Here is a 15,215-nt window from a genome sequence, read left to right as displayed (position 1 = left end):
CTGCCCTGTCGTTTAGAAGGAGCACGAGCCGCCATGGCCACCGAGGCATTCGAATCCATCGTCGAAGATTTCGAGTTCCTGGAAGACTGGGAAGACCGCTATCGCTATGTCATCGAACAGGGCAAGGCGATGGAGCCGCTCGACCCGGCGCTGAAGGTCGATGCAACCCGCGTCCACGGCTGCGCCAGCCAGGTCTGGCTGCATCCGCAGATCGACGGCGGCACCTTCCATTTCGATGGCGAAAGCGACGCGATGATCGTGAAGGGCCTGATCGCCGTCCTGCGCGCGCTTTACAACGGGCTGCCAGTGGGCGAAGTCCCCGCGCTCGACGCGAAAGCGCAGCTGGCGCGGCTGGAACTCGAATCGAACCTGTCGTCGCAGCGGTCGAACGGGCTGAATTCGATGATCGAGCGAATTCGCAAGACAGCTGCCGAAGCGGCCTGAAATCCGGCGCCGCGTGGGGGCTATGCCCACACACCCCCGAGATATTTACAGACCGAAGAAGCTCAGGCGATGCCCCCGGACTTCTTTGGTCCCAAGATACCTCCGCCGGAGGCAGACCGACGGGACACAAATGACGAAAGTCCGAAAACCGGGCGCGTTCAGCGGGGGCTGCGCTTCGCCAGTATACGCTGGAGCGTCCGGCGGTGCATGTTCAGACGCCGCGCCGTTTCCGAGACGTTGCGATCGCAAAGCTCGTAGACCCGCTGGATATGTTCCCAGCGCACGCGGTCCGCGCTCATCGGGTTTTCCGGCGGCGGCGGGAGTTCGTCGGGGCGGGTCAGGAGCGCGTCGCAGATGTCGGTCGCGTCGGCCGGTTTCGACAGGTAGTCGGTCGCGCCGATCTTGACCGCGGCCACCGCCGTCGCGATCGCGCCATAGCCCGTCAGCACCACCACGCGGCTGTCGGGGCGGCGTTCGCGCAGGACTTCGACCACGTCCAGACCGTTGCCGTCCTCCAGCCGCAGATCGACCACCGCGTAGGCCGGGGGCCGCGCCGTGGCGATGGCCTTGCCGGCCGCGACCGAACCGGCGGTCTCGATCTCGAAACCGCGCTTTTCCATCGCTTTTGCCAGGCGCCGCAGGAATGGCTCGTCATCGTCCACCAACAGAAGCGATTTGTCGGGGCCAATGTCTGAGCGGGCGGTCTCTGCCATGTTCCGGTTGTCCTCTGCCTGCGCGTCAATGTCGCATTCGGCGGGACTATGGCGTCCAGCCCGGGAAAGGTCAAACAGTTGGTCCACCAGAGACCGGGCAGTGGTTTTCCTGCCATTTGACCGGTTTGGCCAATTTGTCCCGAATTCCGAAAATCATGTCCGGGTCTGGCACTCAAACCCGGGGCGCTTGCGGGCTATGTTGTTCGCAGCAACAAGATCCGCTTCGGAAAAAAGCGGGATGGGCTCCCCGGGCGTAACGAGTTGTTCATTTGGTTTTTCGGGGATGGGGGGACGTTCAGGGCCCCCCGGGACCCCGTCGGCAAAGCCGGCGGGGTCTTTTTTGGCGCTGCCTCAGATCTCGCCCACGAAGCAGGCGACCTTGTCGGCCATGTCCTCGGGGCTCAGTTCGCGCCGGAAGAAATCGACGAAGCCGTGTTCGGGCAGCACGAGGTAGGTGAAGGTCGAATGGTCGACGAGGTAGTATTCGTCCTCCGCCGGATGCGCCTTGTAATAAGTGCGGTAGGCCTGGCTGGCCGCCTTCACCTGCTCCGGACTGCCGGTGAGGCCGATCATCTTCTTGTGCATGTTGGCGGCATAGTCGCCCACCACCTCGGGCGTGTCGCGCGCCGGGTCGATGGAAATGAAGACCGGCGTGGACGAGATCCCGCGGTCTGCCAGCACGTCCACGGCATCGGCGTTGCGCGTGGTATCCAGCGGGCAGACATCGGGGCAGAAGGTGTAGCCGAAGTAGACAAGCGACGGTTCCGTGATCACGTCCGCATCGGACACGTTCGCGCCCTGGGCGTTCACCAGTTCGAACGGGCCGCCGATGTCGCCGCCGCCGGCCACGGCGCTTGACCGGCAATCGGCAAACTGGTCGCCGCCCCGCGGCCAGGCGGTCAGCGCCCAGACGCCGCCCACGAACAGAACCGCGACGATGACGGCGGCAATGGCTAGGTAACGAGGCATGGCGGCTCCCTGTATCAAAAGGATATGCGGCAACCTGCCCATGGCACAGTTGATCCTGCCGCGTCCGAGACCTAACACTGTCGCGTCCCGATGCAACCGGAGCCGCGTTCACGAATGGCACAGCCCTCTATCGGCCTTCTGTCGGAAGAAGCCCGCGGCAACTGGATCCGGCTGCGCACGCTGATCCTGCTGCGCTGGGTGGCCATCACCGGTCAGGTCGGCGCGCTGATCGTGTCGCAGTACATGTTCGGTCTCTGGCTGGAATTCGGCCTGTGCTACCTGGCCGTGGGCATTTCCGCGATCGGCAACCTGATCGCGATGTTCGTGTTTCCGGAAAACAAGCGCCTGTCGGAAAGCGAAAACTTCCTGATGGTCATGTTCGACCTGCTGCAACTGGTGTTTCTTTTGTACCTGACCGGCGGCCTGAACAACCCGTTCGCGCTGCTGGTGCTGGGGCCGGTGACGATCTCGGCCTCCGTGATCGGTCTGCGGCCCACGCTGATCGTGGGTGGCACGGCGATCATCCTTGTCACCCTGCTGGCCCTGTTCCACCTGCCGTTGCGCACGTCGCAGGGCATGGTGCTGCGGGTGCCCGATCTGTTCGTCTTCGGCAACTGGGCCGCGATCCTAATCGCCGTCGTCTTCCTGGGCGTCTATTCCCGCCGCGTGTCATCGGAGATGCATTCGATGGCCGATGCGCTGGCCGCCACGCAGATGGCGCTGGCACGCGAACAGAAGCTGACCGACTTGGGCGGCGTCGTGGCCGCCGCCGCGCATGAACTTGGCACGCCGCTGGCCACGATCAAGCTGACGTCTTCGGAACTGATGGAAGAACTGTCCGACTACCCCGAACTTCACGAAGACGCGGCCCTGATCCGCGAACAGGCCGACCGCTGCCGCGACATCCTGCGCGACATGGGCCGCGCCGGGAAGGACGATCTGCACCTCCGGCAGGCGCCGCTCAGCGCCGTGCTGACGGAAGCGGCCGAGCCGCACATGAACCGCGGCAAGATCGTCGAGATCCGTGACGACCCGGCCACCGAGGGCCGCGCACAGCCCAGCGTCCTGCGAAAACCGGAAGTGATCCACGGCCTGCGCAACCTGATCCAGAACGCCGTCGATTTCGCCCAGGCCCAGGTCTGGATCGAAAGCTCGTGGTCGGACGAGGCGATATCGGTCCGGATCGTGGACGACGGGAAAGGATATCCGCCCCACCTGATCGGCCGGATCGGCGATCCGTTCATGCGCCGCCGCAAGTCGGATCGCGACCGGTCTCAGCGGCCTGAATACGAAGGCATGGGGCTGGGCCTGTTCATCGCCAAGACGCTTCTGGAACGGTCGGGGGCCGAACTGACCTTCGCCAACGGATCCGACCCCTATCACCCGGACGGCGCGGACCGGATCGGCGCGATCGTCGAGGTCGTCTGGCCCCGCCACAGCATCGATGCCCGCGCCGACCAGAATTTCATTCCCGCAGGTCGAAACATGCCTATCGAGGTGTGATCCTTTCCGGGCGGCGCGAGTTGTTAACCATCGCTTAACCCCGCAAATGCCACTCTTCTGCATCTGAACCCGAGGAGCGGCGCTGAGTCGATGCACACGTTGGAGCTGGCAGAACTGGTAGTGACGACGGCGATCTGCACGATCGCCGCGCTGGCTGCCGTGTCATGGCTGTGGCCGTCCAGGGGCCGGTCTACCATGCGCCGCACGGCCACCGGTTCGGTCGCGAACCTGCCGACAACACTCGCACAGCCGGACGCGGCCCGCGGATCTGTCTTCCTGTTCGACGGGGAAGAGATGATCGGCGCCTCTGGACCCGCGCGCGAAGCCTTGCGGAAATCCGATGAACCGCTGCGCTGGCCGGACCTCGTGGCGGTCCTCGCCGCCCGCTTTTCAGATCTGCCGCATTCGCTGGACTCCGTCGAACGGGCGGGTCGGCTGGTCAGCCAGCCACGCTCGCAAACCGATCCGTCGGAGATCGTGTTCGAATGGCTCGACGGAACGGTCAGGGTTGAGATACGCGAACGTCTCGATATCGGGACGGGCAATTCGGCACGTGCCCTGGCGCAAGGCCTGACGGGCGGCGCATCGGACGATCGCTCGACACAGGGCAGCCGGGCGCGGTGGATCCACAAGGCGCTGGCGCCGGTCGTGGGCCAACGCCGCGCCACCGGCCTTGTCGAAGCCCTGGGCGGCGTGACGGTGGCCTGTATCGCGGCGGAAAAATCGCCCTACCCGGTCTGGCAGACCAATGCCTCTGGAGAGGTCATCTGGTCCAATGCCGCTTATGTCGCGCTGGCCCGCCGGGTTCTGGGCGAAGGCGAAGAGAAAGGCCGCCCGCTTTTCCCCTCAAGGCTCGACCGTACGCCCGATGGCCGCCCGGTCCGTCATGCGCTGGAGGCAGCGAGCACCCGCACCAAGCTCTGGTTCGAGATCTCGCATGTCACCGCCGGGGACGGGCACCTGTTCTTCGCCACCGACATCAACGCGGTGGTCAACGCCGAATACGCCCAGCGCAACTTCGTCCAGACACTGGCCAAGACCTTCGCGCAACTGTCCATCGGGCTGGCGATCTTCGATCGGAACCAGCGTTTGGCCCTGTTCAACCCGGCGCTGATCGACCTCACGGCGCTGCCGGCGGAGTTCCTCTCCGCACGGCCCGATCTGTTTTCCTTCTTCGACCGGCTGCGCGACCGCAGCGTGATGCCGGAACCAAAGGACTATGCCACGTGGCGTCAGCAGCTTTCGGAACTGGTCGCCGCCGCCGCCAACGGCCGCTACCAGGAAACGTGGAGCCTGCCGTCAGGCTCCGTCTACTCCGTGAGCGGCCGTCCCCATCCCGACGGCGCCGTCGCCTTCCTGTTCGAGGACATCACCGCCGAGGTCACGCTGACCCGCCGCTTCCGGTCGGATCTGGAACTGGGTCAATCGGTGATCGAGGCTCTGGAAGACGCGGTCGCCGTCTTCAGCTCGGACGGCGCGCTGGCCGTGTCGAACCCGGCCTACGGCAAGCTGTGGGGCGTCGATCCGGACGCGGGCTTCGCCCAGACAACGGTGATCGACGCGATCCGCACATGGCAGGACAAGTGCCGCCCGACGCCAACCTGGGGCGATGTCCGCGATTTTGTCACTTTGCGCGAAAATCGCTCCGAATGGTCCTCCACCGCCTTCCTGCGCACGGGTGAGGCGATCTGGTGCGGCGTCTACCCGGTGCACGGCGGCGCAACGCTGGTCCGTTTCGTGCGCACCGACCGTACCCGGGGGGAGCTCGACATGACCACGGCCCCGCCGGTTCCGGCGGCTGTCCGGGCAGATCCGCGGCCCGAGAACCACAAGAGCCCATCCGGAAGGCCGAAAGCGCACTCCGGCGACCAGTCCGAAACCCGGGCCGAACCGCTCGGCTGACGCGCGACCGATCCCAGGGCCTGGCACCCGTTACCCGAAAGGATCGCGGGCGCGCCGCGAGGGAGGATCCCGGAACGGGATCCGACAGGGGTGGTGCGCCAGCGTTCCCGGCCCGCCACCGCAACGATCCCGCTTGCAGCCTTGCGCCCCGGGCGCCAGATTGCGCCCATGTCCACCGCTGCCAACAGCCATAGCCCTACCGAAACACGCGCCCTCTCCCTTGGCGATGAGGCCGCGACGACCACGTTCGCGCAAACCCTCGCCACGCGCCTGGCCCCTGGCGATTGCCTCCTGCTGGGCGGCCCCATCGGCGCGGGCAAGACGCATCTCGCCCGCGCCCTGATCCGGTCCTATCTCGGCACCGACGAAGACATCCCCTCGCCCACCTTCACCCTTGTTCAGACCTACGGCCCGCCCGAAGATGAAATCTGGCACGCCGATCTCTACCGCCTCGGCGACACCTCCGAGATCGAGGAACTGGGCCTCACCGCCGCCTTCGACACGGCCATCACCCTGATCGAATGGCCCGACCGGCTGGGCCCGCTGGCCCCGGCAGACGCATTGACGCTTGCCCTCGTGCCCGGCAAACCCACAAGCCTTGACGCAGACGATGCCCCCCGCGCGCTCCGCCTTTCCTGGAGCGCACCGAAATGGGCCAACAAACTGAAAGACCTGCCCGCATGACCGACCGGCAAACCAGGAAAACCGCCTTCATCGATGCCGCCGGCTGGGGTCAGGCCCGCGTCGCACCGCTGGCCGGGGATGCCTCGAACCGTCGCTACGACAGGCTGACGGCGCCCGACGGCACCACCGCCGTACTGATGGACGCGCCGCCCGACCGCGGCGAAGACATCCGCCCTTTCACCGCCATCGCCCGCCATCTGCAGGACTGCGGTCTGACCGCGCCCGCGATCCTCGCCGAAGACGCCGACAACGGCTTCCTTCTGCTTGAAGACCTCGGCGACACCCTGTTTGCCCGCGTGCTGGAAACCGACCCGAACCCCGAACCGCAGCTCTACGACGCGGCCATCGACGTGCTGGTCACGCTCCACGCCCATGAGGTTCCCGACGTTGCGCCCTATGACGCGCCGCTGATGGCCGATCTCGCCGCGCTGGCCTTCACCAAGTACCGCGCCGGCGTTCTGGGAGAAGATGACGAAACCCTCACCCAGCGCTTCCGTGACCGGTTCGAAGACCTGCTACAGCCGCTCTCGCGCGCGAAACCGGCGCTGGCGCTGCGCGATTACCACGCCGAGAACCTGATCTGGCTGCCGGAACGTGATGGCGCCGCCCGCGTGGGCCTGCTGGATTTCCAGGACGCGATGACCTGTCATCCGGCCTATGACATCGTCTCGCTGCTGCAGGACGCCCGCCGCGATGTCTCCCCCGCGATCGAACACAAGATGATCGCCCGCTATATCGAGGCGACAGATCACGACTCCCACGCGTTCCACACCGCCTATGCGCTCCTCGGCGCCCAGCGCAATCTGCGGATTCTTGGTGTCTTTGCCCGCCTGGCGACGGATTACGGCAAGCCCAAGTACCTGCACCTGATCCCGCGCGTCTGGGACCACGCGATGCGCGATCTGGACCATCCCGCGCTGGCCCCCATCGCCGAACTGGTGCACGATTCCCTGCCCGACCCCACGCCCGACACGCTGGCCAAGCTGGAGCGCCCATGACCCTGCCCTTCCCCGCCATGGTCTTCGCCGCAGGCTTCGGCACACGCATGGGCGACCTGACGAAACATCGCCCCAAGCCGCTGATCCCCGTCGCGGGCAAGCCCCTGATCGACCACGCACTGGAACTGGTCGCGGACGCGCCGATCGTGGTCGTGAACACCCATTACCTTGGCGATCAGATTATCTCGTACCTCTCCGGTCGCGGGCTGGAGTTCTCGCACGAATCCCCCAAGGTGCTGGATACCGGCGGAGGGCTGAAGGTGGCGCTGCCTATGCTGGGCGCGGAGACCGTGATCACGCTGAATTCGGACGCCGTCTGGTCCGGCCCCAGCCCGGTCGAGCTGCTGGTGGACGCATGGGACCCCGACCGGATGGACGCGCTGGCGATCACCGTGCCGCTGGATCACGCCATCGGGCGGCAAGGCGCGGGCGACTTCACCGCCGACGATCAGGGCCGCCTGACCCGCGGGCCGGATGTCGTCTACGGCGGCGCACAGATCATCAAGACCGCCGGGCTGGCCGGGATTTCGGACAGGGTCTTTTCCCTGAACCGCCTGTGGGACGACATGCTGGCACAGGGGCGGATGTTCGGCCTGACCTACCCGGGTTACTGGTGCGATGTCGGACACCCTGAAGGCGTCGAACTGGCCCAGAACATGTTGAAGGGCGATGTTTGAACCCGACATCCTCCCGCGGGTCTTTGCCCTGCCCCCCGGCGCGGATGTCCCGGCGGAAATCGTCTCTGGCCTGACCGCCCGCCACCAAGGCCCGCCCGAAGCGCTGGCCCGGGTCGAGCTGATGGTCAACACCCGCCGCATGGCCCGCCGCATCCGCGCGATCTTCGATGACGGCCCGGCGCTGCTGCTGCCGCAACTGTCGCTGGTCACCGATCCCGGACTGTCCCCGGCTTTGGCGGATCTGCCGCTGTCCGTCCCCCCGCTCCGCCGACGGCTGGAGCTTGTGCAACTGATCCGCGCGCTTCTGGATCAGCAACCGGATCTCGCCTCTCGCGCGGCGCTGTTCGACCTGGCCGACAGCCTCGCCGCGCTGATGGAGGAGATGCAGGGCGAAGGCGTCTCCCCGGACACGATCTCGGGGCTCGACGTGTCGGACATGTCCGGCCATTGGGCCCGCGCGCTGCAATTCATCGGCATCGCGCGCACCCTGATGGACACCGACACCGCGCCCGAAGCCGCCGGTCGCCAGCGGATGGCCGTCGAACAACGCATCGCCGCATGGCAGGCCAACCCGCCGCAGCATCCGGTGATCGTCGCAGGCTCGACGGGCTCGCGCGGTACGACGCTGATGCTGATGGAGGCCGTCGCCCGCCTGCCGCAGGGCGCGCTGGTGCTGCCGGGGTTCGATTTCGACCAGCCCGCGCGCATCTGGTCGAGCATGGACGATGCGCTGGCGGCCGAGGATCACCCGCAATACCGCTTCCGCCGGATCATGGACGTGCTGGGCATCGGCCCCGGCGATGTCCGCCCGTGGACCGACACGCCCGCCCCGGCGCCAGCCCGGAACCGTCTGGTCTCCCTCGCGCTGCGCCCCGCGCCCGTCACCCATGCGTGGCTGTCCGAAGGTCCGAAACTGGACGGGCTGGGCGAAGCGCTGGAAAACGTGACCCTTGTCGAAGCCCCCGGCCCTCGCGCCGAGGCGATGGCCATCGCGATGCGCCTGCGCAAGGCCGCCGAGGACGGCACGAAGGCCGCCCTGATCACCCCCGACCGGATGCTGACCCGGCAGGTCGCTGCCGCCCTCGCGCAATGGGGGATCGAACCCGACGACAGCGCCGGGATGCCGTTGCAACTGTCGCCCCCGGGCAGGTTCCTGCGGCAGGTCGCCCAGCTTTTCGCCCGGCCCCTGACCGGTGCGGCGCTGATCGCCCTGCTGAAACATCCGCTGACCCATTCCGGTGAGGGCCGCGGTATCCACCTGCTGCTGACCCGCGATCTGGAACTGCAGCTCCGCCGTCATGGTCCGGCCTTCCCCGACCCCGCCGCGCTGATTGCGTGGGCCGAGAAGATGCCCGAACGCCGCGGCGTCTGGGCCCAATGGCTGATCACCGCGATCTGCCCCCTGTTCGATCCGGCGACAGCATCGCTGGAGGACTGGACGGACCGGCTGTTGTCCGCTTCCGAACGGATCGCGGGGGGAAGCGTCGCCGAAGGCTCGGGCGGGCTGTGGGACAAGAACGCCGGGAAGAAGGCCCGCGCGGTGGTGGATCTGCTGGCGCAGGAGGCCCCGGCGGGAGGCGACCTGTCGGCGACGGAGTTCTCGGACCTGCTGGGCGCGCTTCTGGGCGAGGACACCGTCCGCGACCGCGATGCCGCCCATCCCGGCATCATGATCTGGGGCACGCTGGAGGCCCGCGTCATGGGCGCCGACCTGCTGATCCTGGGCGGTCTGAACGAAGGGTCCTGGCCCGAGGTTCCGGCCCCCGATCCCTGGCTGAACCGCGCGATGCGGAAGGAAGCGGGACTGCTGCTGCCCGAGCGCCGCGTCGGGCTGTCAGCGCATGATTTCCAGCAGGCCATCGGCGCGCGTGAGGTCTGGCTGACCCGCGCCGAACGGTCCGACGATGCCGATACCGTCCTCTCGCGCTGGGTGAACCGGCTGACGAACCTGCTGGGCGGTCTGCGCAACACCGACGGGCCGAAGTTGCTGAATGCCATGCGCGAACGCGGCCGTCACTGGCTGCAGCTGGCGGAAGCGCTGGAAACACCCGCCCATATCGATCCGGCCCATCGCCCTGCCCCGCGGCCCCCCGTGGACGCGCGACCGAAGCAATACCGCGTGACCGAAATCCGCACCCTGATCCGCGATCCCTATGCGATCTATGCCCGCAAGGTGCTGGGGCTCCAACCGCTGGACCCGCTGGTGCAGGAGGCCGAGGCCTCGGACCGTGGGACCGTCATTCACAAGGTCTTTGAACGGTTCATCAAGGATACGCCGGTTGACGAACTGACCCCCGAACGCCTGCTTGCCTGTGCCGATGCCGAATTGGCGAACGTGCCATGGCCCGCCGCGCGGCGCCTTTGGCGGGCAAAACTGGCGCGGATCGCCGATGACGTGATCCGGGCAGAACATGACCGACAGAAGCTGGGCCAGCCCGGCGGGTTCGAGGTGAAGGCCGAAGATCATGTCACCGCCCACGCCATCACCCTGACCGGCCGCGCCGACCGGATCGACCGGGCGGAAGACGGGCGGCTGCTGCTTTACGACTACAAGACCGGCCATGTGCCGACGCAGGCCGAACAGAAGGGGTTCGACAAACAGCTGCTGATCGAGGCCGCGATGGCCGAACGGGGCGCCTTCGATGGCTTCCCCGCAGCGCCCGTGGCCGCGGCCGATTACATCGGCGTCGGCGCGAAATACAAGACCGAGGCCGCGCCGCTGGCCGATATCGCACCCGCCGAAGTGTGGGAGGATCTGGGCACGCTGATGGAGGCCTACCTTGAGGTCGCGCAGGGCTTCACTTCGCGCAGGGCGATGCGGAAGGACACCGACAGCGGCGATTACGATCATCTTGCCCGGTTCGGGGAATGGGACGTCACCGCCACTGCCAAGCCGGAGGACGTGGGATGAGCCGCGATGCAGCCTCCGAACGGCAGGTGCAGGCCGCGCAGCCCCATGCGTCGACCTGGCTGTCGGCCAATGCCGGATCGGGGAAGACGCGGGTCCTGACCGACCGCGTGGCGCGGATCCTGCTGCAGGGCACCGACCCGCAGAAGATCCTGTGCCTGACCTATACCAAGGCCGCCGCCGCCGAGATGCAGAACCGCCTGTTCAAGCGTCTGGGCGAATGGGCGATGCTGGAAGATGCCGACCTGTCCGCAACGCTCGACAGCCTTGGCGCGTGGGAGGGCCTGACGCCCGGCGCCGAGGATCTGGCGCAGGCGCGCACCCTGTTTGCCCGCGCCATCGAAACGCCCGGCGGCCTGAAGATCCAGACCATCCACGCCTTCTGCGCCGCCCTTCTGCGCCGGTTTCCGCTGGAGGCCGGGATTTCGCCCCAGTTCAGCGAAATGGAAGACCGCGCCGCCGATCTGCTGCGGGCCGAGATCGTGGAGGACATGGCCTCGGGCCCGCAGATGCCCTTGGTCGATGGCGTGGCGGCCTACCTGTCGGACAGCGATTTCGCGGCCCTGACGCGCGCGATCACCGGCGCGCGCGAGGCCTTCGCGGGCGGCCACGACAGGGCGAGCCTGTTTTGCGGGCTGGACCTGCCCGACGACTACGATTGGGCCGATCTGGAGCAGGAGACCTTCCTTGGCAGTGAAACCGCCCTTCTGGCCGCGCTGCGTGAAGGGCTGGCCGAAGGGTCGAAAACGGATGTGGACGCGCTGGAGAAGCTGTTGCCCGTCGGCACCCCCGGCATGGCCGACCTGCCGGTGCTGGAAAAGGTGTTCCTGTTCGGCGGCTCGGCCAAGGACCCGTTCGGCGCCAAGATCGGCAAGTTCCCCACGAAGGCCACGCAGACACGTCTCGGCGCGGTCCTGCCGGAACTCGACGCCTTCATGGTCCGCGTGCAGGACGCCCGCGACCGCCGCCTGGCACTGGCGGCCGTGGACAAGGCCGAAGCCCTGCTGCGCTTCGCCAATACATTTCTGCCGGAATACGAACGCCGCAAGCAATTGCGCGGCTGGCTCGACTTCGACGACCTGATCGGCCGCGCGCGCAAGCTGCTGCGCGATCCCGGCGTCGCGACATGGGTTCTCTACCGGCTGGACGGCGGGATCGACCATATCCTCGTGGACGAGGCGCAGGATACCTCCCCCGCGCAATGGGACGTGATCGAGGCGCTGACGCAGGAATTCATGGCCGGCAAGGGCGCGGATCGGGACCGGGCGCGCACGCTTTTCGTGGTCGGTGACCGCAAGCAATCGATCTATTCCTTCCAGGGCGCCAATGCCGCCGCCTTCGACACGATGCGCGACGGGTTCAAGGAAGGGCTGAAAGCCGCCGGTCCCGGAATGCAGGACCTTGTGCTGGAATATTCTTTCCGCTCGGCGCCTGCGATCCTTGAACTGGTGGACCAGGTCTTCGATCCGGACGTCACGCCTGGGTTCCGCGAAAGCCAGCACCGTCCCTTCCATGGCGAGATGCCTGGCCGCGTCGACCTGTGGCCACTGGTCGAAAAGACGGATGCCGAGGACGACAGCCACTGGACCGATCCCGTCGACCGCCCCGGGCAGGCCCACCACACCACCGTTCTGGCCGAACGCATCGCCGCGTGGATCAAGGCGCAGGTCGAAGGCGGCGAAACGCTGCCCGCAGGGAATGCCCGCCGGAAGATGCGCTATGGCGACGTCCTGATCCTCGTGCGGCGGCGGTCGGAGCTCTTTGCCTCGATCATCCGCGCCTGCAAGGTGCTGGGCCTGCCGATTGCCGGGGCCGACCGCCTGAAGGTGGGCGCGGAACTGGCGGTGAAGGATCTGGCCGCCGTCCTGTCCTTCCTCGCCACGCCGGAAGATGACCTGTCGCTGGCCGCCGCGCTGAAATCGCCCTTGTTCGGGTGGACGGAAAACGATCTCTACCACCTCGCCCATGGCCGCGACGGCGCTTATCTGTGGGAAGTGCTGCGCGGGCAGGTCGAGACGCATCCGCAGACGCTCGCCATCCTGACAGACCTGCGCGACAACGCCGATTTCCTGCGCCCCTACGACCTGATCGACCGGATCCTGACCCGCCATGACGGCCGCCGCCGCCTTCTGGGCCGGCTGGGGGCCGAGGCCGAGGACGGGATCGACGCGCTGCTAAGTCAGGCGCTGGCCTATGAACGGTCGGAAGTGCCCAGCCTGACGGGGTTCCTGACGTGGATGGAAACCGACGATCTGGAGATCAAGCGTCAGATGGGCGCGGTGGGCGACCAGATCCGGGTGATGACGGTGCATGGCGCCAAGGGTCTGGAGGCGCCGGTGCTGATCCTGCCCGACACCGCCCGCCATCAGGCCCGCATGACCAACGCGATCACGACGCTGGGCGACGTGCCCTACTGGAACCCGGTCGTCGACGACATGCCCGCCCCCCTGCGCGCGGCCCGCGACGACGCGCAGGAGCGGGATGCGGAGGAACGGTTGCGGCTTCTGTACGTAGCGCTCACGCGCGCCGAAAGCTGGCTGGTGGTCGCTGCTTCGGGGGAGCTTGCGTCGAGGAACAGCCCGCCCACGTGGTACGAACGCGTCGAAACGGCGCTGAGGTCGCTGAACGCCCTGCCCCTGAACTGCGAGGGCGGCGACGGGCTGCGGCTGACCTCGGGCGAGTGGACCATGGGCGCGGCCACGGACTTCACCACGACCACGGCCACCCTGCCCGAAGTCCCCGACCTGTTCCGCCATTCCGTGACCGTCCCGCCGCCGGCGCCGGCAATCCTGTCGCCGTCGGATCTTGGCGGTCCCAAGGCTCTGGCGGGCGACACCGGGTTGGAGGAGGAGGCCGCCAAGCTGCGCGGCACGCGGATCCACCTGCTGCTGGAACATCTGATCTTCGACCAACCCGCGGACTGGCCCCATGCCGCCACCCGCATCCTGCCCGACATGGAGGATGCCGAACGCACGGACCTTCTGACCGAAGCCGCGACTGTCCTGCAGGCCCCGGCCCTCGCCCCGTTCTTCGCACCGGACGTGCTGGCGGAGGTCCCGGTGACCGCGCCGCTCTTCAACCGGCGGCTTCATGGCGTGATCGACCGGCTGATCGTGCAGGACACGCATATCCGGGTTGCGGATTTCAAGTCGAACGCGGTGGTCCCCGCCTCTGCCGCCGAATGTCCGGATGGCATCCTGCGCCAGATGGGGGCCTATCTTGTTGCGCTAGAACAGATCTATCCCGACAGGGCCATCGAACTGGGCGTCATCTGGACCCGCACGGGCACGCACATGCCCCTCCCGCACGAGGTCGTGAGGGCGGCGCTGGCCCGGGTACCGGATCTTGACGCGGTTCCGCCCGCTCCCTAGGTTCGGCGGGTCGAGATTTCATATTGGAGACAGCACATGTCCAGCGTTGCCGTAACCGACGCCACCTTTGACAGCGAAGTCCGCCAGTCCGACGTTCCGGTCGTCGTCGACTTCTGGGCGGAATGGTGCGGGCCGTGCCGTCAGATCAGCCCGGCCTTGGAAGAACTGGCCGAACAATATGGCGGCAAGATCAAGCTGGCCAAGGTCGACGTAGACCAGAACCCGAACACCGCCGCCTCGCTCGGCGTGCGCGGGATCCCGGCGCTCTTCATCTTCAAGGATGGCGAGGTCATTTCCAACCGCGCCGGCGCAGCCCCCAAGGCCGCGCTGCAAAGCTGGATCGACGGCGCGATCTGATCCGCCCGAAAACCTTACGTTCCAAAGCGCTCCGGACCCGCGTCCGGGGCGCTTTTTCGTTTGCGCCCCGCCCGCACCGCCGCCGATAGTCGGGCACGGGGGGAGGACCACATGACAGACCAATTGGCCACGGGGATGGACGCGAAGATCCGGGAGAGCTTCGCCCGACAGACATTGATGTCAGGCGCCGGTGCGGACCTGACGTCCGTCGCGTGGGGCCGCGTGACCATTGCCGCCGAATTGCCCGAGAACCTCCGCCAGCAGCAGGGCTTCGCCCATGGCGGCTTCACCTTCGCGCTGGGGGACACGGCGGCGGGCTATGCCGCGATGTCGGTCCTGCCGCTGGAGGTCGAGGTGATGACGGTCGAGATGAAGATCAACTTCCTCGCCCCCGGCGCCGGCCGGCTGGTGGCCGAGGGCCGCATCCTGAAACCCGGCCGCCGCGTCGTCGCCGTGGCATCGGACGTCTGGGCCGAAGCGCCCGACGGCACCCGCAAGCTGATCGCGGCCTGCCAGGGGACGATCATCCCGGTTCCCGTATGAACGCCCGAAAGCCGGGACAGGCGGGGACGCTGTCCCCGCACCCCTGAGGTATTTTCAGACCAAAGAATTAGGGGCGCGCCTTATCTTTCTTCTCTTCCCAAATACTCCCGCCGGAGGCACCCGCGGCCCGGAACAAGCCCAACGCT

General features: G+C 67.2%; 12 protein-coding genes. 10 read left to right on the top strand and 2 right to left on the bottom strand.

Annotated features, from left to right (window positions below; genetic code table 11):
- Positions 1-33 precede the first annotated feature (33 nt).
- Complete coding sequence (locus D4754_RS01650; RefSeq protein WP_121060986.1) at positions 34-444, top strand: SufE family protein; 411 nt, start codon at positions 34-36, stop codon at positions 442-444.
- A 158-nt stretch (positions 445-602) separates the two neighbouring features.
- Here D4754_RS01650 and D4754_RS01645 read toward each other — a convergent pair whose 3' ends face one another.
- Positions 603-1,157: an ActR/PrrA/RegA family redox response regulator transcription factor gene (locus tag D4754_RS01645; protein ID WP_121060984.1), complete on the bottom strand. Its 555-nt coding sequence runs from the start codon at positions 1,155-1,157 to the stop codon at positions 603-605.
- Between the two features lie 351 nt (positions 1,158-1,508).
- Entirely contained in the window at positions 1,509-2,126 is a 618-nt protein-coding gene (locus D4754_RS01640; RefSeq protein WP_121060982.1) for an SCO family protein, read from the bottom strand.
- A 114-nt stretch (positions 2,127-2,240) separates the two neighbouring features.
- On the opposite strand from D4754_RS01640, the gene regB reads away from it, so the two are divergent.
- The 9 genes from regB (at position 2,241) to D4754_RS01595 (ending at position 15,069) form a co-directional block, all read left to right on the top strand.
- A complete protein-coding gene (gene regB / locus D4754_RS01635; RefSeq protein WP_121060980.1) occupies positions 2,241-3,629 on the top strand; it encodes a sensor histidine kinase RegB in 1,389 nt (462 codons plus the stop codon).
- 90 nt (positions 3,630-3,719) lie between these two features.
- The gene (locus D4754_RS01630; protein ID WP_240453716.1) at positions 3,720-5,531 is read left to right on the top strand and encodes a PAS-domain containing protein; all 1,812 of its coding nucleotides are present in this window, start codon (positions 3,720-3,722) and stop codon (positions 5,529-5,531) included.
- A 168-nt stretch (positions 5,532-5,699) separates the two neighbouring features.
- Positions 5,700-6,215, top strand: coding sequence for a tRNA (adenosine(37)-N6)-threonylcarbamoyltransferase complex ATPase subunit type 1 TsaE (tsaE, locus tag D4754_RS01625; protein ID WP_121060978.1), 516 nt, complete (start codon positions 5,700-5,702; stop codon positions 6,213-6,215).
- On the top strand, positions 6,212-7,213 hold the full coding sequence (locus tag D4754_RS01620; RefSeq protein ID WP_121060976.1) for an aminoglycoside phosphotransferase family protein: 1,002 nt from the start codon (positions 6,212-6,214) through the stop codon (positions 7,211-7,213). Before tsaE ends, D4754_RS01620 begins: the two co-directional genes overlap by 4 nt.
- Complete coding sequence (locus D4754_RS01615) at positions 7,210-7,890, top strand: nucleotidyltransferase family protein (RefSeq protein WP_240453715.1); 681 nt, start codon at positions 7,210-7,212, stop codon at positions 7,888-7,890. The genes D4754_RS01620 and D4754_RS01615 overlap by 4 nt, the downstream gene beginning before the upstream one ends.
- The gene (addB, locus tag D4754_RS01610) at positions 7,883-10,801 is read left to right on the top strand and encodes a double-strand break repair protein AddB (RefSeq protein ID WP_121060974.1); all 2,919 of its coding nucleotides are present in this window, start codon (positions 7,883-7,885) and stop codon (positions 10,799-10,801) included. Before D4754_RS01615 ends, addB begins: the two co-directional genes overlap by 8 nt.
- Positions 10,798-14,169, top strand: coding sequence for a double-strand break repair helicase AddA (gene addA, locus D4754_RS01605; protein ID WP_121060972.1), 3,372 nt, complete (start codon positions 10,798-10,800; stop codon positions 14,167-14,169). The genes addB and addA overlap by 4 nt, the downstream gene beginning before the upstream one ends.
- Before the next feature lie 36 nt (positions 14,170-14,205).
- Entirely contained in the window at positions 14,206-14,526 is a 321-nt protein-coding gene (gene trxA, locus D4754_RS01600) for a thioredoxin (RefSeq protein WP_121060970.1), read from the top strand.
- Between the two features lie 111 nt (positions 14,527-14,637).
- Positions 14,638-15,069, top strand: coding sequence for a PaaI family thioesterase (locus tag D4754_RS01595; RefSeq protein ID WP_240453714.1), 432 nt, complete (start codon positions 14,638-14,640; stop codon positions 15,067-15,069).
- The last annotated feature ends 146 nt before the right edge of the window (positions 15,070-15,215 follow it).

This window comes from Chachezhania antarctica (genome assembly GCF_003646465.1).
Taxonomy (GTDB): Bacteria; Pseudomonadota; Alphaproteobacteria; order Rhodobacterales; family Rhodobacteraceae; genus Chachezhania; species Chachezhania antarctica.
This window is presented reverse-complemented; position numbering and strand designations above follow the sequence as displayed.